Source organism: Brevundimonas sp. SPF441 (assembly GCF_009661015.1).
In the GTDB taxonomy this organism is placed as follows: Bacteria; Pseudomonadota; Alphaproteobacteria; order Caulobacterales; family Caulobacteraceae; genus Brevundimonas; species Brevundimonas vesicularis.
In genome coordinates this window covers 91743-110487 of the sequence record NZ_WJWX01000008.1, presented here as the reverse complement: position 1 = coordinate 110487, position 18745 = coordinate 91743, and the positions used below count along the sequence as shown (strand labels likewise).

Annotated in this window: 22 protein-coding genes; 21 read left to right on the top strand and 1 reads right to left on the bottom strand. The window is 66.2% G+C overall.

Features of this window, described 5'->3' with window-relative positions; all coding sequences use genetic code 11:
• The first annotated feature begins 81 nt into the window (after nucleotides 1-81).
• The 17 genes from GGC30_RS07145 (at nucleotide 82) to GGC30_RS07065 (ending at nucleotide 12910) form a co-directional block, all read left to right on the top strand.
• Nucleotides 82-237, top strand: a complete 156-nt coding sequence (locus GGC30_RS07145; protein ID WP_017504138.1) for a hypothetical protein — start codon at nucleotides 82-84, stop codon at nucleotides 235-237.
• Between the two features lie 27 nt (nucleotides 238-264).
• Nucleotides 265-504, top strand: coding sequence for a hypothetical protein (locus GGC30_RS07140; protein ID WP_017504137.1), 240 nt, complete (start codon nucleotides 265-267; stop codon nucleotides 502-504).
• A complete protein-coding gene (locus GGC30_RS07135; RefSeq protein WP_153923251.1) occupies nucleotides 501-884 on the top strand; it encodes a M15 family metallopeptidase in 384 nt (127 codons plus the stop codon). The genes GGC30_RS07140 and GGC30_RS07135 overlap by 4 nt, the downstream gene beginning before the upstream one ends.
• The gene (locus GGC30_RS07130) at nucleotides 881-1360 is read left to right on the top strand and encodes a hypothetical protein (RefSeq protein ID WP_153923250.1); all 480 of its coding nucleotides are present in this window, start codon (nucleotides 881-883) and stop codon (nucleotides 1358-1360) included. The genes GGC30_RS07135 and GGC30_RS07130 overlap by 4 nt, the downstream gene beginning before the upstream one ends.
• Nucleotides 1320-1502: a hypothetical protein gene (locus GGC30_RS07125; RefSeq protein ID WP_197458562.1), complete on the top strand. Its 183-nt coding sequence runs from the start codon at nucleotides 1320-1322 to the stop codon at nucleotides 1500-1502. The genes GGC30_RS07130 and GGC30_RS07125 overlap by 41 nt, the downstream gene beginning before the upstream one ends.
• A 218-nt stretch (nucleotides 1503-1720) precedes the next feature.
• Entirely contained in the window at nucleotides 1721-2539 is an 819-nt protein-coding gene (locus GGC30_RS07120; protein ID WP_055808061.1) for a flagellin, read from the top strand.
• Between the two features lie 283 nt (nucleotides 2540-2822).
• Complete coding sequence (locus tag GGC30_RS07115) at nucleotides 2823-3566, top strand: flagellin (protein ID WP_055753191.1); 744 nt, start codon at nucleotides 2823-2825, stop codon at nucleotides 3564-3566.
• Nucleotides 3567-3706: 140 nt separating this feature from the next.
• A complete protein-coding gene (locus GGC30_RS07110) occupies nucleotides 3707-4510 on the top strand; it encodes a flagellin (protein ID WP_055753192.1) in 804 nt (267 codons plus the stop codon).
• A gap of 111 nt (nucleotides 4511-4621) precedes the next feature.
• Nucleotides 4622-5359, top strand: a complete 738-nt coding sequence (locus GGC30_RS07105; RefSeq protein ID WP_055753193.1) for a flagellin — start codon at nucleotides 4622-4624, stop codon at nucleotides 5357-5359.
• Between the two features lie 84 nt (nucleotides 5360-5443).
• Nucleotides 5444-5725, top strand: coding sequence for a hypothetical protein (locus tag GGC30_RS16520; RefSeq protein WP_153923249.1), 282 nt, complete (start codon nucleotides 5444-5446; stop codon nucleotides 5723-5725).
• 135 nt (nucleotides 5726-5860) lie between these two features.
• Nucleotides 5861-6685 carry a flagellin gene (locus GGC30_RS07095; RefSeq protein WP_153923248.1) on the top strand — a complete coding sequence of 275 codons (825 nt, stop codon included), beginning with the start codon at nucleotides 5861-5863 and terminating at the stop codon, nucleotides 6683-6685.
• Nucleotides 6686-6745: 60 nt separating this feature from the next.
• On the top strand, nucleotides 6746-9454 hold the full coding sequence (locus GGC30_RS07090; RefSeq protein ID WP_153923247.1) for a transcriptional regulator: 2709 nt from the start codon (nucleotides 6746-6748) through the stop codon (nucleotides 9452-9454).
• Between the two features lie 81 nt (nucleotides 9455-9535).
• Nucleotides 9536-10207, top strand: coding sequence for a hypothetical protein (locus tag GGC30_RS07085; protein ID WP_153923246.1), 672 nt, complete (start codon nucleotides 9536-9538; stop codon nucleotides 10205-10207).
• Nucleotides 10207-10629, top strand: coding sequence for a hypothetical protein (locus GGC30_RS07080; protein ID WP_153923245.1), 423 nt, complete (start codon nucleotides 10207-10209; stop codon nucleotides 10627-10629). Before GGC30_RS07085 ends, GGC30_RS07080 begins: the two co-directional genes overlap by 1 nt.
• 166 nt (nucleotides 10630-10795) lie before the next feature.
• A complete protein-coding gene (ssb, locus tag GGC30_RS07075) occupies nucleotides 10796-11290 on the top strand; it encodes a single-stranded DNA-binding protein (protein ID WP_153923244.1) in 495 nt (164 codons plus the stop codon).
• Nucleotides 11291-11408: 118 nt separating this feature from the next.
• The gene (locus tag GGC30_RS07070) at nucleotides 11409-12347 is read left to right on the top strand and encodes a DMT family transporter (RefSeq protein WP_153923243.1); all 939 of its coding nucleotides are present in this window, start codon (nucleotides 11409-11411) and stop codon (nucleotides 12345-12347) included.
• Nucleotides 12348-12376: 29 nt separating this feature from the next.
• Nucleotides 12377-12910, top strand: coding sequence for a DUF1003 domain-containing protein (locus GGC30_RS07065; protein WP_153923242.1), 534 nt, complete (start codon nucleotides 12377-12379; stop codon nucleotides 12908-12910).
• Nucleotides 12911-12949: 39 nt separating this feature from the next.
• Here GGC30_RS07065 and GGC30_RS07060 read toward each other — a convergent pair whose 3' ends face one another.
• Entirely contained in the window at nucleotides 12950-13525 is a 576-nt protein-coding gene (locus GGC30_RS07060) for a superoxide dismutase family protein (protein WP_045810201.1), read from the bottom strand.
• A gap of 122 nt (nucleotides 13526-13647) precedes the next feature.
• Between GGC30_RS07060 and gyrA the strand changes: the two genes are divergently transcribed.
• The 4 genes from gyrA to GGC30_RS07040 are packed head-to-tail and all read left to right on the top strand — an operon-like array spanning nucleotide 13648 to nucleotide 18726.
• The gene (gene gyrA, locus GGC30_RS07055) at nucleotides 13648-16425 is read left to right on the top strand and encodes a DNA gyrase subunit A (protein WP_153923241.1); all 2778 of its coding nucleotides are present in this window, start codon (nucleotides 13648-13650) and stop codon (nucleotides 16423-16425) included.
• 34 nt (nucleotides 16426-16459) lie between these two features.
• On the top strand, nucleotides 16460-17299 hold the full coding sequence (locus GGC30_RS07050; protein WP_153923240.1) for an aminotransferase class IV: 840 nt from the start codon (nucleotides 16460-16462) through the stop codon (nucleotides 17297-17299).
• Between the two features lie 53 nt (nucleotides 17300-17352).
• Nucleotides 17353-17838: a pantetheine-phosphate adenylyltransferase gene (gene coaD, locus GGC30_RS07045; protein ID WP_017504115.1), complete on the top strand. Its 486-nt coding sequence runs from the start codon at nucleotides 17353-17355 to the stop codon at nucleotides 17836-17838.
• 12 nt (nucleotides 17839-17850) lie between these two features.
• Nucleotides 17851-18726, top strand: a complete 876-nt coding sequence (locus tag GGC30_RS07040; RefSeq protein WP_153923239.1) for a peptidylprolyl isomerase — start codon at nucleotides 17851-17853, stop codon at nucleotides 18724-18726.
• Nucleotides 18727-18745: the final 19 nt, after the last annotated feature.

Sequence of the window (18745 nt, the reverse complement as noted above, 5' to 3'; positions counted from 1 at the left end):
CGGGGGAGGCGGCGCGGGCCTGACCTTCGGCGGCCAAGGCGGTTCGGGCGCTTCGGGCGCGGTTCTGATCACGGTCGTCGGATGAGCCGGCGTGGACATCCGGCCGAGCCGGTCGAGGTGCTGGAGGCCGAGGCGTGGGAAGCGCCCGACAGCCTCAGCGACGGGGAATGGCGCGCCCAGTCCGGATGGGACGGCCGTTGCGCCGTCGAAACCTATGACGAGGAGGACGAACGATGATCCGACACAAACAGGGGGGGGGTCCCGTTGGCGGAGGGGCGGTGGCTGTTTCGTCGCCTCTATGCCTTTGCTGTCAGCGCGGGGCTGTGGGTGCTGTTGATGCGCACGGTCGGGCGGATGCCGGCTGAGATGCTGCCCAGGATCACGGACGGGCTGATGGGCCTGCTGGCCTTGATCCTGGTGCTCTATCTGGTGGCGCCGACCGCTCAACAGTTGATTACCCTGATCGCCACAGCCCGGCTGCGGATCAGCGGAGGTCGACCATGAGCTTTCGTCTGTCCAGCCGGTCGCGGGCACGGCTCGTCGGAGTGCATCCGGCCCTGATTGCGGTGGTCGAGGCGGCCATCACCCGCACGCCCGTGGATTTCATGATCACCGAGGGGCTACGCACGGCCGAACGTCAGGCCGCCCTGGTCAAGGCGGGCGCCAGCCGCACCGCGCGCTCGCGCCATCTGACGGGCCATGCCGTCGATGTCGCCGCACTGGTCGAAGGGCAGGCGCGATGGGACTGGCCGCTGTATGGCCGGATCGCCGAGGCGTTCAAGGCGGCGGCGCGGGATCTCAAGACGCCGCTGATCTGGGGCGGCGACTGGAAGACGTTGCGGGACGGTCCGCATTTCGAGCTGGATCGAAAGGCCTTTCCATGAGCGCGGGATCGATACTGCGGGCGCTGACGCCGCTCGGCTGGCTGGTGGTGGGTGCGACAGCGTTGGCGCTGGGGTTCGTCTTGCTGGGCGGGCTCGGCTTCCGCTGGGATCCGCTGAACCTGCAGCACAAGCGTCTGGAGGCCGCGCGCAATCAGGCGCGGGATGCGACTGCCGTGGCGGCGGCGCAGGCTAACGCCCGACGCATCGAAACCGAAGGCGCCGCGGCTCAGGCCCAGCGCGTCGATCACTATCACCACATGACGGGGGCGGCGGACCGGGCGACCACGGCCGCCGTCGCCCAGAGCAGGAGCGCCGACGATGCCGACCATCCCTTGGAGAACCGCCGCGCTGATCGCCTTCGCGACCATGACCGCGAACTGTGCCGCGTCGCCCCCGATCTCGACGGTTGCGCCGGCGCGACTGGTCTTGCCGGAGGTGGCGACACGGCCGTGCGCGCTGGCGACCCTGCCGGCTGAACCGACGGCCGGCGATCTGGACGCGGCCTATCTGCTGCGCGGCGCCCAGATCGTGACCTGCGACGGGGCGCGGCGGCTGGCGGTCGAGACCCTGTTGGCCGAACGCGCGATGCAGGACGCGCAGGTGCGACGCCGCGACTGACGCCCTGCAAAAACGACTCGGCAACTTCTGCCGCCTGGTGTGCAGGCTTGCCGGGTCGTTTCGCAAACCGCCGAGATAAGTTCAATGAAATCAGTGTCGGAGTCTGGCCGGCGTCGCATTTTGGACTGGCCCCGCCCTTGCTCTCCTGAAGACCGAGCAAAACGCTCCTGACGCTAAAATGGCGTCGGACATCACACGAAGTGAACAGGAAAGCCAAAATGGCTACGAGCATCAATACGAACTACGGCGCCGCTGTCGCGCTGCAAAACCTCAATGCGACCAACGCTATGTTGGAGCGCACGCAAAACCGTGTCTCGACGGGCCTGAAGGTGGGCTCGGCCAAGGACAACGGCGCGATCTACGCCATCGCGACGACCCAACGCGCCAACATGGGCGCCATGGATGCGGTTCGGAATTCACTTCAGCGCGGACAGTCGATCGTCGATGTGGCCCTGGCCGCCGGCGACACCATCACCGCCGCCCTGGAAGAGATGAAATCGCTGGCCGTCAGCATTCAATCGTCGGTCGCCGGCTCAGCTGCCGAAACCTCATATCTGGCCGATTTCAACGCCTTGGGTAAGGAAATCGACGCGGCGTTGAAGGGCGCGACCTTTGACGGCGTCAACCTGTGGAACACCACAACGGCCACCAACATCACCACCAACGTCAGCGGCGGAACCTATCAGATCGGTTTCGGAACGACCGACAAGGCGGCCGCCGCCCCGATCACGGCCGTCTCCGCCGGCACTGCTGCCCGCGCCGGCGCGACGACCGCCATCGTCGATGCGGCAATCACCGAGATCACCGCTGACCTGGCCACGATCGGCACGCAGTCCAAATCGGTCGGGCGTCAACTGACCTTCGTCAACAAGCTGCAGGACTCGACCGAGGCCGGCATCGGCAACCTGGTGGACGCAGACCTGGCCAAGGAAAGCGCCAAGCTGACCGCTCTGCAAACCAAGCAACAGCTGGGCGTGCAGGCGCTGTCGATCGCCAATCAGGGCAGCTCGATACTGCTGAGCCTCTTCCGGAACTAAGCCCTTGGGGCTGAATGCTTCGCCTTTCGCCGTGGGGTGACCCCACGCAGGCGCAGACCAACTCGACGCCCACTCGGCAAATCTTGCCTGGTGCGCGGACCACCCCGGCAAGAGCTGCCGGGTCGGAAGGAGGGTAAATCAAAGGTAAACCAGTAAAATCAGTTAGTTGTAGGCTTTTGTGCGGATCAGAAATGGCCCGGCAATTGCTTCTTACTCACCGAGCAAAAAGCTCCCGGCGGCAAAACGACGCTGGAAATCACTGAAGTGACAAGGAGGGCCAGAAATGCCCAGCATCAATACGAACTACGGCGCCGCAGTCGCCCTGCAGAGCCTGAACAAGACCAACGCCCAGCTGGAAACCACCCAAAACCGGATCAGCACCGGCATGAAGGTGTCTTCGGCCAAGGACAATGGCGCGATCTTCGCCATCGCCACCCAGCAGCGCGCCAACGCCGCTTCGCAAGACGCGACGCGCAACTCGCTGCAACGCAGCCAATCGATCACCGACGTGGCCCTGGCCGCCGGCGACACGATCACCTCCGCCCTGGAAGAGATGAAGTCGCTCGCTGTCAGCATCCAGTCTTCGGTCGCCGGTTCGGATGCTGAGACGGCCTATCTGAAAGACTTCAACGCCCTGGGCGCAGAAATCGCCACCGCGATCTCCGGCGCTTCGTTCGACGGCGCCAACAGCCTGACGACGCCTCTGGGCGTCGCCTCGGTGACGGGCCTGACGGGCGGCTCCGTCGCTCGTGCGGGCGCCACGACGGCTGCGGTCGACGCCGGCATCGCGACGGTCACGTCGTCGCTGGCGACGCTGGGCACCCAGTCCAAGTCGCTGGGCCGCCAGATCACCTTCGTCAACAAGCTGCAAGATGCGATGGAAGCCGGTGTCGGCAACCTGGTCGATGCAGACCTGGCCAAGGAAAGCGCCAAGCTGACCGCCCTGCAAACCAAGCAGCAGCTGGGCGTGCAGGCGCTGTCGATCGCCAACCAGGGCAGCTCGATCCTGCTGAGCCTGTTCCGCTAAGGCCCACGGCCCGATCGCTGAGGCGGTCGGGCCAAGGCCGCATCTGATCGGTCGTCGGTTCCCGGCGCCCGGACCTGAGCAAAATGCTCACCCCGGCAAAACGCCAGGGGATCTCACGAAGTGAACTAGGAGGGCCAGAAATGCCCAGCATCAATACGAACTACGGCGCCGCAGTCGCCCTGCAGAGCCTGAACAAGACCAGCGCCCAGCTGGAGACGACTCAGAACCGGATCAGCACCGGCCTGAAAGTCTCCTCGGCCAAGGACAATGGCGCGATCTTCGCCATCGCCACGCAACAGCGCGCCAACGCCGCCTCTCAAGACGCGGTTCGCAACTCGCTGCAACGCGGTCAGTCCATCGTCGACGTGGCCCTGGCGGCCGGCGACACCATCACCTCCGCCCTGGAAGAGATGAAGTCGCTTGCGGTCAACATCGCCTCGTCCACGGGTTCGGCGAAGACGGCATACGAGGCCGACTTCACTGCCCTGGGCAAGGAAATCAACGACGCGATCGCCGGCGCCAGCTTCGACGGGGTCAACCTGTTGAACACGGCTGCAGGCACGACCACCGACGTCCAGACGGGTTCGGGCACCTATCGCCTGGGCACCGCCACGGCGGTCAGCGCGAACACCCAACTGGCGATGTTCACCGCGGCGACGCCGACCGTCGCCAACTACACCACCGCGAACGTCGATCTGGCGATCGCGGGCGTGACCAGCACCCTGGCCACCCTGGGCACACAGTCCAAGTCGGTCGGGCGTCAGATCACCTTCGTCAACAAGCTTCAGGACGCGATGGAAGCTGGCGTGGGCAATCTGGTGGACGCCGATCTGGCCAAGGAAAGCGCACGACTGACCGCCCTGCAAACCAAGCAACAGCTGGGCGTGCAGGCGCTGTCGATCGCCAACCAGGGCAGCTCGATCCTGCTGAGCCTCTTCCGCTAAGGCCCGGAGACCTCGCCGTCCCGACGGCGGGGTCGTGGCCTTGAACCCCGAGCAAAACGCTCACCCCGGCAAAACGCCGGGGCTCTCACGAAGTGAAAAGGAGGGCTAGAAATGCCCAGCATCAATACGAACTACGGCGCCGCAGTCGCTCTGCAGAGCCTGAACAAGACCAGCCAACAGCTGGACACGACCCAAAACCGGATCAGCACCGGGATGAAGGTGTCGTCGGCGAAGGACAACGGTGCGATCTTCGCGATCGCCACGTCGCAACGCGCCAACGCCGCCTCGCAGGACGCCGTTCGCGCCGGCCTGCAACGCACCCAGTCGATCACCGACGTGGCTCTGGCCGCCGGCGATTCCGTCACTTCCGCTCTGGAAGAAATGAAGTCGCTCGCCGTCAACATCGCCTCGTCGACCGGCTCGGCGCAGACGGCCTATCTGGCCGACTACAACGCCTTGGGTCTGGAAGTCGCCTCGGCGATCTCCGGCGCGACCTTCGATGGTGTGAACAGCCTGACGGCTCTGGGTTCGAACGCGGCGATCACCGCGGTGAACACCGGCAGCGTCACGGCCGCCAACGCCACCGCGGCGAACGTCGACGCCGCTATCTCGGCGACGACGAGCGCCCTGGCCACCCTAGGCACCCAGTCCAAGTCGCTGGGCCGTCAGATCACCTTCGTCAACAAGCTTCAGGACGCTCTTGAAGCCGGCGTGGGCAATCTGGTGGACGCCGATCTGGCCAAGGAAAGCGCCAAGCTGACCGCCCTGCAAACCAAGCAACAGCTGGGCGTGCAGGCGTTGTCGATCGCCAACCAGGGCAGCTCGATCCTGCTGGGCCTGTTCCGCTAAGACGCGCGGCCGGAGCGGTTTCGCGACCGCTCCGGCTGATCGTTTGTTTCTCTAGAGGGCGTGGGACGACCTGCGCGTGGAGCCATGACAGACAATGTCGCGAGATCAGTAAGCGTACCTCAGATCCCTCCCGTCAGTCCGGTCGCCATCCAGCCTGCGACGCCGGCCCCGGCAGCCAGGAACGACAACCACGACGCCAGCCGCTTTCGACTGACCATCGAGGCCGTGGGCGACAACCGCTTCGTCTATAAGGTCTTGGACCGGGTGACGGGGGAGGTGATCCGCCAGTTGCCGCGCGAGGATGTCGAAAAGCTGAACAGCGACCCGACCTACCGCGGAGGTCGTCTGGTCGATACCGCCGTCTGACGACAGGCGAGGGCTCAAACTCTTTAACGCCGCCGGCTCGCCGGACGGCGCAATCATGGTTTCCGGCGCGTTAACCATGTGATTACGACTCGTGGTTAATCCTGTAGCCCACAGAACGTCCGGGGGCTTGAAGCCATGACCACCAGCATCCACACCAACACCTCGGCGATGATCGCCCTGCAGAATCTGAACCGCACCAACGACCAGTTGGCGGCGACGCAGAGCCGGGTGAACACGGGGCTCAAGGTTCAAGGTGCGCGCGACAACGCCGCGGTCTGGGCGGTGGCGCAAGGTCAACGCGCCGACCGGGGATCGCTTGAAGCCGTCACCACCAGCCTGAACCGCGCGACATCCATCGCCGACGTGTCGCTGGCGGCAGGCGAACAGATCTCGGACATCCTGCTTGAGCTGAAGCAGAAGGCGACCGCGGCGGCGGACCCGAGCGCCAGCGCCGCCACCCGCACGTCCTACAATGATGAATTCCAGGCGCTGCTGAGCTCGATCGACTCGTTCGCCAACAACGCCATCTTTGACGGCGCCAACATTCTGGACGGTTCGGCGACGACGACGCTGAACTTCCTGGCCAGCGCCGACGGCGCCGAGGTTATCGCGCTGGATCGCCAGAACCTGACGGTCGCCGGCTTGTCGCTGACCGGCACGACCCTGACCAGCCAGGCCAACGCCACGACCGCCCTGGCCGCCGTCAACGCCGCCATCACCACCAGCAGCGCACGTCTGGCCGAACTGGGCGCCCAGTCCAAGCAGATCGAGCGCCACACCACCTACGTCGGCAAGCTGTCGGACGCGCTGGAAGCCGGCATCGGCAATCTGGTGGATGCGGATCTGGCCAAGGAAAGCGCCCGCCTTCAGGCCCTGCAGGTCCAGCAGCAACTCGGCGTTCAGGCCCTGTCGATCGCCAACCAGGCGCCGCAGGTCATCCTGTCGCTGTTCAAGGGCTGATCGGACAGCTTAACGGTTCCTTATCGACGCCCGCCGCACGATAGGGTCGGAGCCGTCTGAATGATCAACAACAGCTATCTGCTGGGTCTTTTCGGAACGACGACGGGGACGTCGTCGTCAGGCGCCGCCACGACCGCCAGCCCGGCCGTCAAAACCAAGAAGACCCAACCGACGGCCCCCTGGTCGTCCACGGCGACACCGGCGAAGGCCAGCGACCTGGTCCGTGCGGCCCTGGGCGGCCGTCGCCTGATCGACGAGGGCAATGTCAGCCTGGATCTGGCCGGCGCTTCCACCGACTACCGCAAGATGTTCGCCCTGTATCAGGGCCTGAACACGCTGGGCGCCCTGGCCGACCGTGCTGGCGTCAAGGGGCTGAGCGCGTCGGAAGCCGCCCTGGTGTCCAAGCGTTTCGGCGAAGGCCTGGCCGAACTGTCGACCTATCTGAGCACCGCCAGTTTCGAAGATATGCGGCTGGTGCAGGGCGTGGCCCAGACCTCGGTCAAGAGCACCTATGCGCTGGAACGGGCGCCGACCAGTTTCGTTACCGCCCCCATCCACGACGGCGACCCCACCGCCACGGTCAAGGCGTTCGAGGGCGACGTGAAGTTCTCCGTGACCGTCAAGACGGCGGCCGGAGAGCAGGCGATCGCCATGGACCTGTCCGAGATAGGTGCGACCGATCGGTCGTTGGCCAATATCACCGCCTATATGAACGGCAAGCTGGAGGACGCGGGCGTCGCGACGCGCATCAGCGCTCAGTTGATCCCCGCCGAGCCGAAGACCGTCAAAAGCGGAACCAAGACCATCACCCTGCCGGCCGGACCGGATCAGTGGGCGTTGAAGGTCAATGGCGGGACCGGCGAAGCCATCAGCTTCCAGGCCGTCGACACCTCCGACGCCGTCTATGTGACGCAAGGGGTCGGAAAGACCGGCACGGCGGGCCAACTGCTGAAGTTCCAGGCCGACGGCGGCGCGGCGCCGGCCGCCCAGCAGGGCGTCGACGATCCGTTCTGGGTCGAGGGCAGGGTGGGGCACGCCAACCTGCCCGACGGGGTCGCCGCGGTTAAGGCCAGCGCCGTGGCCCCGGACGGTTCCGTCTGGGTCGTCGCCGAACTGACGGCAGGCGACGCCAGTCAACCGATCAAGGGTGCGCGCGATGTCGCCCTGATGAAATATGATTCCGCCGGCAATCTGATGCAGACCAAGCTGCTCGGCGCCGCCTCCAACGCCAACGGCTTCTCCATCGCCATCGACGATGACGGCCGGGTCGCCCTGGCCGGATCGGTGACCGGGGCGCTGGAACCCGGCAAGAGCGGCGACAACGCGGCCGTGGCCGACAGTTTCGTCTCGGTGTTCGACAGTTCGGGCCAGGAGTTGTGGACACAGCGGCGCGGCGCCAAGGCGGCCGATGAGGCGACCGAGGTCCGCTTCGGCGCCGACGGCATGGTCTATGTCGCCGGCCGGTCGAAATCGGCCATGCCGGGCAATGCGGCCCTGGGCGGCTGGGATTCCTATCTTCAGGCCTTCCAGGAAAAGCCGATCAAGATCAACGGCCCGGACGTGGGCGTGAACGTCGCGACCGTGCAGTTCGGCACCAGCGGCGACGATTCCGTTCAGGCCATGACGGTGTCAGGAAACGACCTCTATACGGCCGGCGTCGAGAACGGGAAGGCGGTCGTGCGCCGCTTCACCCTGGACGCCGACGGCGTGCCGAGCCTGGCTTCGACGCGTGACCTTGGCTACGCCAGCGGCGCGATCGCCGGCATATCGGTCGAGAACGGCAAGGTGGTCGTGACCGGCCATACCGAAAACACCGCCCTCGATATCGCCACGGTGACCAACGCGCATGCCGGCGGCAGCGATGTCTTCATCGCCACCTTGTCGACAGACCTTCAGGCCTCGGCCAGTGACCAACTGACCTATTTCGGCGGGGCGGGCGCGGACACCGCCGCCGACGTCGCCATCAAGGACGGCAAGGTCTGGATCACCGGCACGAACCGGGCGGAAGGCGCCGGCAAGGACGACCCCACATCCGGCTATCTCGCGCAGATCGATCTGGCCACGGGGCAGGTTCAATCGAACCGAGCCTGGCGTGCGGACGGTGATCAGGCCAAGCCAACCAGCCTGAGCATCGCAGCGGGCGGGGCCAGCGTGCTCGACCGCCTCGGCCTGCCTCAAGGCCAGATCATGCAGGCGGATTCCAAGCTGCTGACCGTCGCCACCTCGGCCCGCGTCGGCGATCAGTTTTCGATCAGCCCCGCAGCCGGCGGCCGCGCCGTCACAGTGACCATCGACGCCAAGGACACGCTGGAAAGCCTGGCCAAGAAGATCAACGCCGCCTCTGGCCGCCAGTTGGAAGCCAAGGTCATCACCGATCTGAAGGCCAAACCCATCGTCCAGCGCCTGGAAATCAAAACGGCGGCCAACAAGGACGGCGCCGTCATCTCCGCCGGGGCGATCGGCAAGGACGCCCTGGGCGCGCTGGGTCTGACGCCCGGTTTCGTCGGTCCGGTGAAACCGGACAAGGACGCGATCAAGACCTATGGGCTGAACCTGTCGAACAAGCTGAACCTGAACGATCCCGCCTCGATCAAGGCGGCCATCGAATCGCTGGCTCAGGCGATGACGGCGGTCCGGTCCTCCTATCGCGCCCTCGCGCCATCGACCGGCGGCATAACCAACACCCAGACCGGCAACGGCTCCTCGACCGCCTATCAGCAAACGCAGCTGGCCAACTATCAGGCTGCGCTGAGCCGCCTGACGGCCTGATGGCGGTCGGGACCGGTCAAGGCGGTTGACGCCCGAGGCCGGGTCGGGGTTATTGACCTCCTCATCCGCGAAAGCCCGTTCATGGCCCTTCCGAAAGACAACCGCGTCATCCTGTTGGTCGGCGCCGGCGTGGCGATCGTCATCGCCGTCGTGCTCGCCCTGATCTTTGCGGGCGGCGGCGACAAGACGACGGAAGCACCGCCGGCGTCCAAGGGCGGCTTGGTCGTCAATCTGGCCGAGGCGCCCACGCTTGAGCCGACGCGGGAACTGCGCTGCTTCGTCGATGGTCAGTTCGTCGGCATGGCGACCCTGGCGGTCTGCGCCCAGCGCAATGGTCTGGCGACGGATGCTCTGGACGTCGGGCTGGACGCGACGGGCGCCTTGGCCGCCGCGCCGACCGCCGCCTTCGCCCCGCCGCCCGAACTGCCTGCGGTCGAGATGGCCCAGACCCCGCCGCCGGCCTCCATCGAACAGACGCCTGCGCCGCGCCCCACACCCGTGGCCAGCGGCAGCCCCTGCCTGCGCCACACCGGCTCCGACTGGCGCACCCTGTCGCCGAACATGAGCCTGAACGCCTGCGTTCAAGCGCTTTACGCCGGAACCTGCGTCGGGCCGGGCGACGCCCAATACGGCCGCTGGGGCGATACGACCCTGCGTCTGGTGCCGCGCCGGGTGGAACAGTCGAATGACAACAACCGTTTCAGGACCCTGGCCGAGCAGGATCGCAACTGCCAATTCACGGGAATGAACTGATGCGTTTCGTCGCCCTCGCCGCCATCGCCGGGATCGCTCTGCTGGGCGCCTGCTCCAACGAACCCAAATATGAGTTCGCCGAGGGCGCCTGCTACTTCGTGGCGACGCCGGACAATGCGCCGCCGCGCCTGCAGAAAATTGCCGACAACCAGCCCCAGCTCGAACAATGCGCCGCGCGGCTGGAGGAGATGCGTCTTCGCTTCCTGCGCATGGGCGGTTCGAACCAGGAAATCGCCGGCGCCTACCAAGGGCGGTTCATCTTCGTGGACCGCGAGGGGGTCAAGATCGGCAAGAGCCTGAACGGCAGCCGCTTCTTCGCCATGGCCCGCACGGGCGACGGCCGTCTGGCCATCCCCGGCGCCATCCAGCGCGACGAGACGGGTCGTCCCATCGCCATCGCCGCCGACCCTGCCGCCAAGTAGGGCTTGCGCAGAAAGAACAAAGGTGGAACATTTTGTTAATGATCCACCGTTTTGGCGGGTCGGATGTCAAAAGCGGCTGGCGGTGGCGTGCTGCTACGGTCAGACATCGGACTGAATTGACGGGGCGGGCGAAGTCGTCGCCGCCTCACACGAGAAGGAAGTTTCCATGGCGGGCAGCGTCAACAAGGTCATTCTGGTCGGCAATCTGGGTCGCGATCCCGAAATCCGCTCCATGCCCAACGGCGACCGCATCGCCAACCTGTCCATCGCCACCTCGGAAACCTGGCGCGACAAGTCCTCGGGCGAGCGCAAGGAAAAGACCGAGTGGCACCGGGTCGTCATCTTCAACGACAACATCGTCAAGGTGGTCGAGAACTATGTGAAGAAGGGCTCGACCGTCTACATCGAGGGCGCGCTCCAGACCCGCAAATGGACCGACCAGCAGGGCGTCGAAAAGTATTCGACCGAGATCGTTGTCAGCCGCTTCAAGGGTGAACTGACCATGCTGGGCGGCCGTTCGGAAGGCGGCTCATCAGGCGGTGGTTACGGCGGCGGCGGTCGCGGCGATGACGACTATTCCTCGGGCTTCTCTACCGGCGGCGCCAACAAGCCGAGCGGCCCCAAGGAAAGCTACGATCTGAACGACGACATCCCGTTCTAAGACTGAGTGCCTGACTTGGCGATCGTTGCCAGCGGTCGCCAAGCCGGATTTCTGAGCGGAAACCTGAGGTCATCCAAAGTGAGCCGACGCGCCGGGCGCACCGTGCCATAGGGCGGTCATGACCGAAGTCCGTTCCGAAGTTGCGCCTGCGCCCGCGCGCCTGCCCAAGAGGCCTCACGCTCTCACCGGGCTGGAGATCGCCGCCATCGTGGCGATCATCGTGGTGTGGGGCGTCAACAACGCCGGGGCCAAGCTGGCGACGCAGGAGTTGTCGCCGCTGTTGGTCGGCGCCATCCGGTTCGGCATCGCCACGGCCTGTCTGATCGCTTTCGTGCGGCCGCCGTTTCCGGACTGGAAGAGCCTGATGCTGATAGTGATCATCGGCGGGCCGATCCAGTACGGCTTGGCCTACACGGCCTACTGGCTGGCGACGGACGTCAGCCCCGTGACCGTGGCCAACCAGTTGTGGATCCCCTTCACCACCCTGTTCGCCTTTCTGATCCTGGGCGAGCGGCTGTCCAAGGCGGCCTTGGTCGGCATGGGCGTGGCCTTCGTCGGTGTGGCGTGGATGACGCTGGACGCCCATGCGCTGCAGGACTGGAAGGCCATTCTGGTCGCCATCGCGGCCGGCGCCGCCTGGGGCGTGACCACGGTGGTCGCGCGTCGCACCACCTCCATCCCGCCGCTGAAGATGCAGGGTCTGCTGGCGCTGGGCGCCTTTCCCGTCATGGCCTTCGGCTCGGCGGTGTTCGAGCATGGCCAGTGGGAGGCGGTGAAGAGCGCCACGCCCATGGTCTGGGCCTCGTTGCTGTGGGCGGGCGTCGTGTCGTCCGTGCTGGCGACCACCCTGCTGTTCTGGCTGGTGCAGCGGCGCGAGGCGGGGCGGGTGACGCCCTATCTGCTGGTCACGCCCGTGGTGTCGATGTTCATCGGCTGGAGCTTCATGGGCGATATCCTGACGCCGCAGATTTTGACGGGATCGGCCATCACCATGGGCGGGGTGGCCCTTGTGGCCCTGGCCGAACGGGGCTTGCGTGCGGGGGCCGCCAAGGCTTGATCTGTTGCTGATCGTTTCAGGAGCCCGTCATGCATCACGCCCCCCTCGACGCCGACCACGTCTCCCGCCGCTGGCTGGGCAAGGCGAAGCACGATCTTCCGGCGAACGAAGCCGTCGTCGTTCAGAGCACCGCCGATCGTCGCCCCGTTTCCGAAGACATCAACGAGACCTTCGACGACCGCCAAACCTTCGGCGAGCGGCTGGCCGATCGGGTGGCGGCGTTCGGCGGTTCATGGCCCTTCATCATCGCGTTTGGCGTCTTCCTGGCGATCTGGACCGGGCTGAACCTGCTGCTGCGCAAGGAAGCCTTTGACCCCTATCCCTTCATCTTCCTGAACCTGGTCCTGTCGATGCTGGCGGCGATCCAGGCGCCGGTCATCATGATGAGCCAGAACCGCCAGGCGTCAAAGGATCGGCTGGATGCCGGCAATGACTATCAGGTCAATCTGAAGGCCGAGATCGAGATCATGGCCCTGCTGGAAAAGGTCGAACACCTGACCGCCCGACAGGAGGAGCAGACCGAAATGATCCGCCGTCTTCTCGCACAAAAAGAGACCCGCTGAACCCTGTCCAGCGGGCCATCTTCTGTACCGGAGAAAGGCTCAGCTTGCGCTGAGCGCCGCGCAGGCCACCCGGTCGCCGGCGCCGCCGATGGGCTGGGTCGAATGGTCGTCGGGGTTGGCGTGGATGATGATGGCCGAGCCGTCGGCGTCCCACAGCCATTGGCCGGGCCCTTCGGACGAAATCCGCGCGCGGGTCGTGAACAGTTCGGCGTTCACCTTGCCGTCCGCACCGGCCCAGACGTTGGGCAGGTCGCCGTCGTCCGGCCCGGCGGCGTTCAACAGACCGTGCGGGGCCTTGGGCTCGCCGTGGTTGATGTGGGCCCCGGACGAGGTGAAGGGCGCGGCGCATTCGCCGGTCGCATGGATGTGAATGCCGTGCCAGCCGGGCGTCAGGCCCGAAGCCTCGATCTTCATCAGAAGGCCGGTCGGCCCCTGACGCAGGTCGACGCGGCCGATATTGGCGCCGGAGGCGTTGATCAGAACGGCCTGTCCCGTCGCGCCGACGGGCGCGCGTTCGACGGCCGCCTGGGGCGCGTTTCCGGTCGCGGCGCAGGCGGTTGTCAGGGCCAAGGGGGAGGCGAGGAGAAGGGCGGCGGCGAGGCGGGTGGCGCGCATGTCGAAAGTCCTTTCAGAGACGGGCTTTCACGGCGACGTCGCTTTGCCACCGAGGCCCTGGAATGCTAGAAATCGTCACAGCGGATCACGTTCCGATTCCGGCCGCATAAAGCCACGCTTCATTGACCGACGACAGCTACGAAAACGCCGCATCTCCGATCGTTCCGGGAGGCGGCGGCTCCGACATTTCCACGATCACGATCGAGGACGAACTGAAGCGTTCGTACCTCGACTACGCCATGAGCGTGATCGTCTCGCGCGCGCTTCCTGACGCCCGTGACGGGCTGAAGCCGGTTCACCGTCGCATCCTGTATTCGATGCACGATCTGAACATGACGCCTGAGCGCAGCTATTCGAAATGCGCTCGTGTGGTCGGTGACGTGCTGGGCCGGTTCCACCCCCATGGCGACGCCTCGGTCTATATGGCCCTGGTGCGGATGGCGCAGCCGTTCTCGATGGGGCTGATGCTGGTCGACGGCCAGGGCAACTTCGGTTCGGTCGACGGCGATATGCCCGCCTCGATGCGTTACACCGAAGCCCGGATGGCCCCGGCCGCCGTCGCCCTGATGGCCGACATCGACAAGGACACGGTCGATTTCCAGCCGAACTACGACGAGAAGGAGCTGGAGCCGGTCGTTCTGCCGAGCCGGATTCCCAATCTGCTGGTCAACGGGGCGGGCGGCATCGCCGTCGGCATGGCAACCAACATCCCGCCGCACAATCTGGGCGAAGTCGTGGATGCGGCCCTGGCCCTGCTGGACGATCCCAACGTCACCGACGACGCCCTGCTGGACATCGTGCCCGGCCCGGACTTCCCGACCGGCGGCGAGATCATGGGCCGTACCGCGCCGCGCAACGCCCTGCGCGACGGTCGCGGCTCGGTCGTCGTGCGCGGCCGCGCCTCGGTGGAGGAGATCCGCAAGGACCGCGAGGCCATCGTCGTCACAGAACTGCCCTATCAGGTCAACAAACAGACCCTGATCGAGCGCATCGCCGAAATGGTGCGCGAGAAGCGGCTGGAAGGTATTTCCGACGTTCGCGACGAATCCGACCGCCAAGGGATGCGGATCGTGATCGAGCTGAAGCGCGACGCGTCCGGCGACGTGATTCTGAACCAGCTGTGGCGCTATACCGCCATGCAGAGCTCGTTCGGCGTCAACATGCTGGCGCTGAACCACGGCCGGCCCGAGCAGATGGGTCTGCGCCAGCTGCTGCAGATCTTCCTCGACTTCCGCGAGGAAGTCGTCGTTCGCCGCGTCAAGTTCGAGCTGAACAAGGCCCGCGACCGCGGTCACGTCCTGGTCGGTCTGGCCGTCGCCGTCGCCAATATCGACGAGGTGATCCACATCATCCGCTCGTCGGCCGATCCGACCGAGGCGCGCGAGCGTCTGCAGGCCAAGGCCTGGCCTGTCGGCGACATGATGGCCTTGGTCGAGCTGATCGCCGATCCGCGCACCGTCATCGTCGAGGGCGACAAGATCCGCCTGACCGACGAACAGGCCCGCGCCATCCTGGCCCTGACCCTGTCGCGTCTGACCGGCCTGGGCCGCGACGACATCTTCGGCGAGGCGCATGGCCTGGCCGACACCATCCAGGGCCACCTGACCATCCTGTCGGACCGCAAGAACGTCCTGGCCATCATCCGCGACGACCTGATCGACGTGAAGGACCGGTTCGCCGTTCCGCGTCGCACCCTGATCGGGGAAGGCGACGGCGAGATGGAGGACGAGGACCTGATCCCGCGCGAGGACATGGTCGTCACCGTCACCCATGGCGGCTACGTCAAGCGCGTGGCCCTGAACGCCTATCGGACCCAGCATCGCGGCGGCAAGGGCCGCAGCGGCATGTCGATGAAGGACGAGGACGCCATCACCGGCGTGTTCAGCGCCTCGACCCATACCCCGGTCCTGTTCTTCGCCACCAACGGCAAGGCCTACAAGCTGAAGACCTGGCGTCTGCCGCTGGGCAATCCGCAGTCGCGCGGCAAGGCCTTCGTCAATCTGCTGCCTATCGAGCCGGGCGACAGCATCATGAACGTCCTGCCTCTGCCCGAGGACGAGACGACCTGGGGCGACTACGACATCATGTTCGCCACCTCGAGCGGCGACGTGCGGCGCAACAAGCTGTCGGACTTCGCCACCGTCAACCGTGCCGGCAAGATCGCCATGAAGCTGGAAGGCTCTGACCGCATGGTCGGCGTCGGCCTGTGCACGGCGGACGACGACGTGCTGCTGACGACGGCGCTGGGCCGCGCGATCCGGTTCAAGGCCGACGACGTGCGCGTCTTCAAGGGCCGGGATTCGACCGGCGTCCGGGGCGTGCGCCTGCAGGACGGCGACGAGGTCATCTCCATGGCCATCCTGGGCCGTGTGGACGCGACTCCGGAAGAACGCGCCGCCTACGTCAAACACGCCAACGCGATGCGCAAGGCCCTGGCCGGTGCGGATGTGGAAGAGGATGCCGCGGCTCCGGTCGAGGCTGAAGACGAGGTCGCGGATGCGGCTCTGACGGTCGAGCGGATCGCCGAACTAGGCGCCGCCGAACAGTTCATCCTGACGGTCACCGAGACCGGCTTCGGCAAGCGATCCTCGGCCTACGAGTATCGTCGTACGGGGCGCGGCGGCCAAGGTTTGACGGCCCACGGCTTGGGCGGTCGCGCCGGCACGCGTCTTGCGGCGGCCTTCCCGGTTGAGGAGACGGACGACCTGCTGCTGGTCACCTCGGGCGGTCAGATGATCCGCACTCGCATCGACCAGGTCCGCATCGTCGGCCGCTCCAGCCAAGGCGTCACCATCTTCCGCACCGGCAAGGATGAAAAGGTCGTCTCGGTTGAACGTCTGCCGGAAAGCGGCGGCGCGGATGATGCCGATGTCGGCGGAGAAGACGGCGGCGAGGCCTGATCCGCCTCCGCCCAGCGGGCAAAGGGAGCGTCGTTTGAGCGCGACGATTCTGATCGACGGCCTTCCCGCCACGCCTGACGACCTGGCGCGCCAGACGTTGGTCAACTACGGCGCCTATACCTCCTTCAGCGTCGAGGATGGCGCCGCGCGCGGCCTCGACCTCCACCTCGCGCGTCTGGAGCAGGCCGCCGTCGAACTGTTCGGTGAAAGCCCCGGCGAGGCGGAGTTCCGGCGTCTGATGGCGCTGGCCGTCGCCGGCCGAGACGCCTGCTGGCTGCGCGTCAGCCTGTTCTCGCCGGAGATCGGCCATCGCAACCCGACCTATGTCGGCCGACCGAAGGTGATGACCAATGTCTCCCCTGCGCCTCCGCCGCTGGCGAACCGGGTGCGGATTACCGCCATGCCCTACGCGCGCGAGGCGCCGCATCTGAAGCATCTCGCCACCTTCGGCCTGATTCGCGCGCGCCGCGCCGCGCGCGCCGCCGGGTTTGACGACGCCCTGTTTGTGGATGGTGAAGGGCAAGTGTCAGAGGGCACGCTGTGGAACATCGGCTTCGTCCAAGGCGGCCGGATCGTCTGGCCCCAGGCCCTGATGCTGGCGGGCGTGACCCAGGCCTTGATCACGCGCGGGCTGCCCCAGATCGGGCTGACCAGTGAAACGCGGCCGATCCGTCTCGACGAGATCGGCGCCTTCGACGGCGCTTTCCTGTGCAACAGCGCCACGCCCGTCTGTCCGATCACCGCCATCGACGATGTCGCCTTCGCCAATGATACGGTCCTGCTCGCCAAGGTCGAATCGGCCTGGAGCGCCCAGGCGCCCCAGCCCATCGCGGATCGTGACGATGACGATGGCGTCAGCCGGCTAGGCCGCTGATTTCGCACCTGCTAAACGACGCTGACGCCACGCGACAGGCCGGGGAGACACGCATGCGCATCGGACTTTATCCGGGCACCTTCGACCCGGTGACGAACGGGCATACCGACATCATCAAGCGCGCGCTGAAGCTGGTGGACCGGCTGGTCATCGGCGTGGCCCAGAACGACGACAAGGGCCCTCTGTTCTCCACCGCCGAGCGGGTCGAGATGCTGAAGGCCGAGATGGCGCCCCTCGGCGGCGACATCGTGGTCCAGCCGTTCTCGACCCTGCTGATGCATTTCGCCGAAGAGCTGGACGCTAGCGTCATCATCCGGGGTCTGCGCGCCGTCGCCGACTTTGAATACGAGTTCCAGATGACGGCCATGAACCAGCGCCTCAATCAGGACATCGAGACCGTATTCCTGATGGCCGATCCGCGCCATCAGGCCATCGCCTCGCGGCTCGTCAAGGAGATCGCCCGGCTGGACGGCGCGATCGACAGTTTCGTCAGCCCCGCCATCGCCGAGCGCGTGCGGGCCAAGGTCAAGAACGGTTAGGGTAACAAGACCATGCGTAAGGCCATCATCGCAGCGACCGTCGCCGCCCTTCTCGCGGCTGGCGCGGCCCAAGCCCAGACACAGGCCCCCGCTGTGGCGCAAACGGCGCCGGCGGCGTCCGACTGGCGGACCATTACGCCGGAAAACCTGCTGGTTATCGATACGTCGAAGGGGCGGGTGCTGGTCGAACTGATCCCCGTCGCCGCGCCCAACCATGCGGAACGCATCCGCACCCTGGCCAACCAGGGCTTCTATGATGGTCTGAAGTTCCATCGCGTCATCCCTGATTTCATGGCGCAAACCGGCGATCCGAAGGGGACGGGCGAGGGGGGCAGCGAGCTGCCGGACCTGAAGGCCGAATTCAGCTTCCGTCGCGGTCGCGATGCGGGCTTCGTCGCGGTGCCCAGCGTGGGAGCGGGCGTGCGCGGCCTGGTCGGCGATCTGCCGGTCCAGACCCAGCCCGACGCCCAGATGATGGTCACCGCCGACTTCAAGGTCGACGCCCACGGCCTGTTCTGTCCCGGCGTGCTGGGCATGGCCCGCTCGGGTTCGCCCGACAGCGCCAACAGCCAGTTCTTCCTGATGATGGGCGCGCGCGAACAACTGGACGGCATCTACACCGCCTTCGGTCGCGTGGTGTCCGGCCTGGACGTGGTCGGCAAGCTGAAGAAGGGTTCGGACGCCGAGGACGGCAAGGTGACCGATCCCGACACCATGACCCGCGTCCGCATGGCCTCGGCCCTGCCCGAGGCCGAGCGTCCAACCGTGCGTGTCCTCAACGCCGGCAGCGCCGCCTTCGCAGAACGGATCGCTACGGCGCGCGCCGCGCGCGGCGCGGCCTACAGCGTCTGCGACATCCAGCCGGTCGCCGAAGTGACAGGCGGCTGAGGCTTTCGCAAACGGGGGA

Bases quoted from the DNA above. Each gene is read 5' to 3' on its own strand.
- GGC30_RS07145 (WP_017504138.1), top strand. From the start codon at position 82: ATGAGCCGGCGTGGACATCCGGCCGAGCCGGTCGAGGTGCTGGAGGCC.
- GGC30_RS07135 (WP_153923251.1), top strand. From the start codon at position 501: ATGAGCTTTCGTCTGTCCAGCCGGTCGCGGGCACGGCTCGTCGGAGTG.
- GGC30_RS07130 (WP_153923250.1), top strand. From the start codon at position 881: ATGAGCGCGGGATCGATACTGCGGGCGCTGACGCCGCTCGGCTGGCTG.
- GGC30_RS07120 (WP_055808061.1), top strand. From the start codon at position 1,721: ATGGCTACGAGCATCAATACGAACTACGGCGCCGCTGTCGCGCTGCAA.
- GGC30_RS07115 (WP_055753191.1), top strand. From the start codon at position 2,823: ATGCCCAGCATCAATACGAACTACGGCGCCGCAGTCGCCCTGCAGAGC.
- GGC30_RS07110 (WP_055753192.1), top strand. From the start codon at position 3,707: ATGCCCAGCATCAATACGAACTACGGCGCCGCAGTCGCCCTGCAGAGC.
- GGC30_RS07105 (WP_055753193.1), top strand. From the start codon at position 4,622: ATGCCCAGCATCAATACGAACTACGGCGCCGCAGTCGCTCTGCAGAGC.
- GGC30_RS16520 (WP_153923249.1), top strand. From the start codon at position 5,444: ATGACAGACAATGTCGCGAGATCAGTAAGCGTACCTCAGATCCCTCCC.
- GGC30_RS07095 (WP_153923248.1), top strand. From the start codon at position 5,861: ATGACCACCAGCATCCACACCAACACCTCGGCGATGATCGCCCTGCAG.
- GGC30_RS07090 (WP_153923247.1), top strand. From the start codon at position 6,746: ATGATCAACAACAGCTATCTGCTGGGTCTTTTCGGAACGACGACGGGG.
- GGC30_RS07085 (WP_153923246.1), top strand. From the start codon at position 9,536: ATGGCCCTTCCGAAAGACAACCGCGTCATCCTGTTGGTCGGCGCCGGC.
- GGC30_RS07080 (WP_153923245.1), top strand. From the start codon at position 10,207: ATGCGTTTCGTCGCCCTCGCCGCCATCGCCGGGATCGCTCTGCTGGGC.
- ssb (WP_153923244.1), top strand. From the start codon at position 10,796: ATGGCGGGCAGCGTCAACAAGGTCATTCTGGTCGGCAATCTGGGTCGC.
- GGC30_RS07070 (WP_153923243.1), top strand. From the start codon at position 11,409: ATGACCGAAGTCCGTTCCGAAGTTGCGCCTGCGCCCGCGCGCCTGCCC.
- GGC30_RS07065 (WP_153923242.1), top strand. From the start codon at position 12,377: ATGCATCACGCCCCCCTCGACGCCGACCACGTCTCCCGCCGCTGGCTG.
- GGC30_RS07060 (WP_045810201.1), bottom strand. From the start codon at position 13,525: ATGCGCGCCACCCGCCTCGCCGCCGCCCTTCTCCTCGCCTCCCCCTTG.
- coaD (WP_017504115.1), top strand. From the start codon at position 17,353: ATGCGCATCGGACTTTATCCGGGCACCTTCGACCCGGTGACGAACGGG.
- GGC30_RS07040 (WP_153923239.1), top strand. From the start codon at position 17,851: ATGCGTAAGGCCATCATCGCAGCGACCGTCGCCGCCCTTCTCGCGGCT.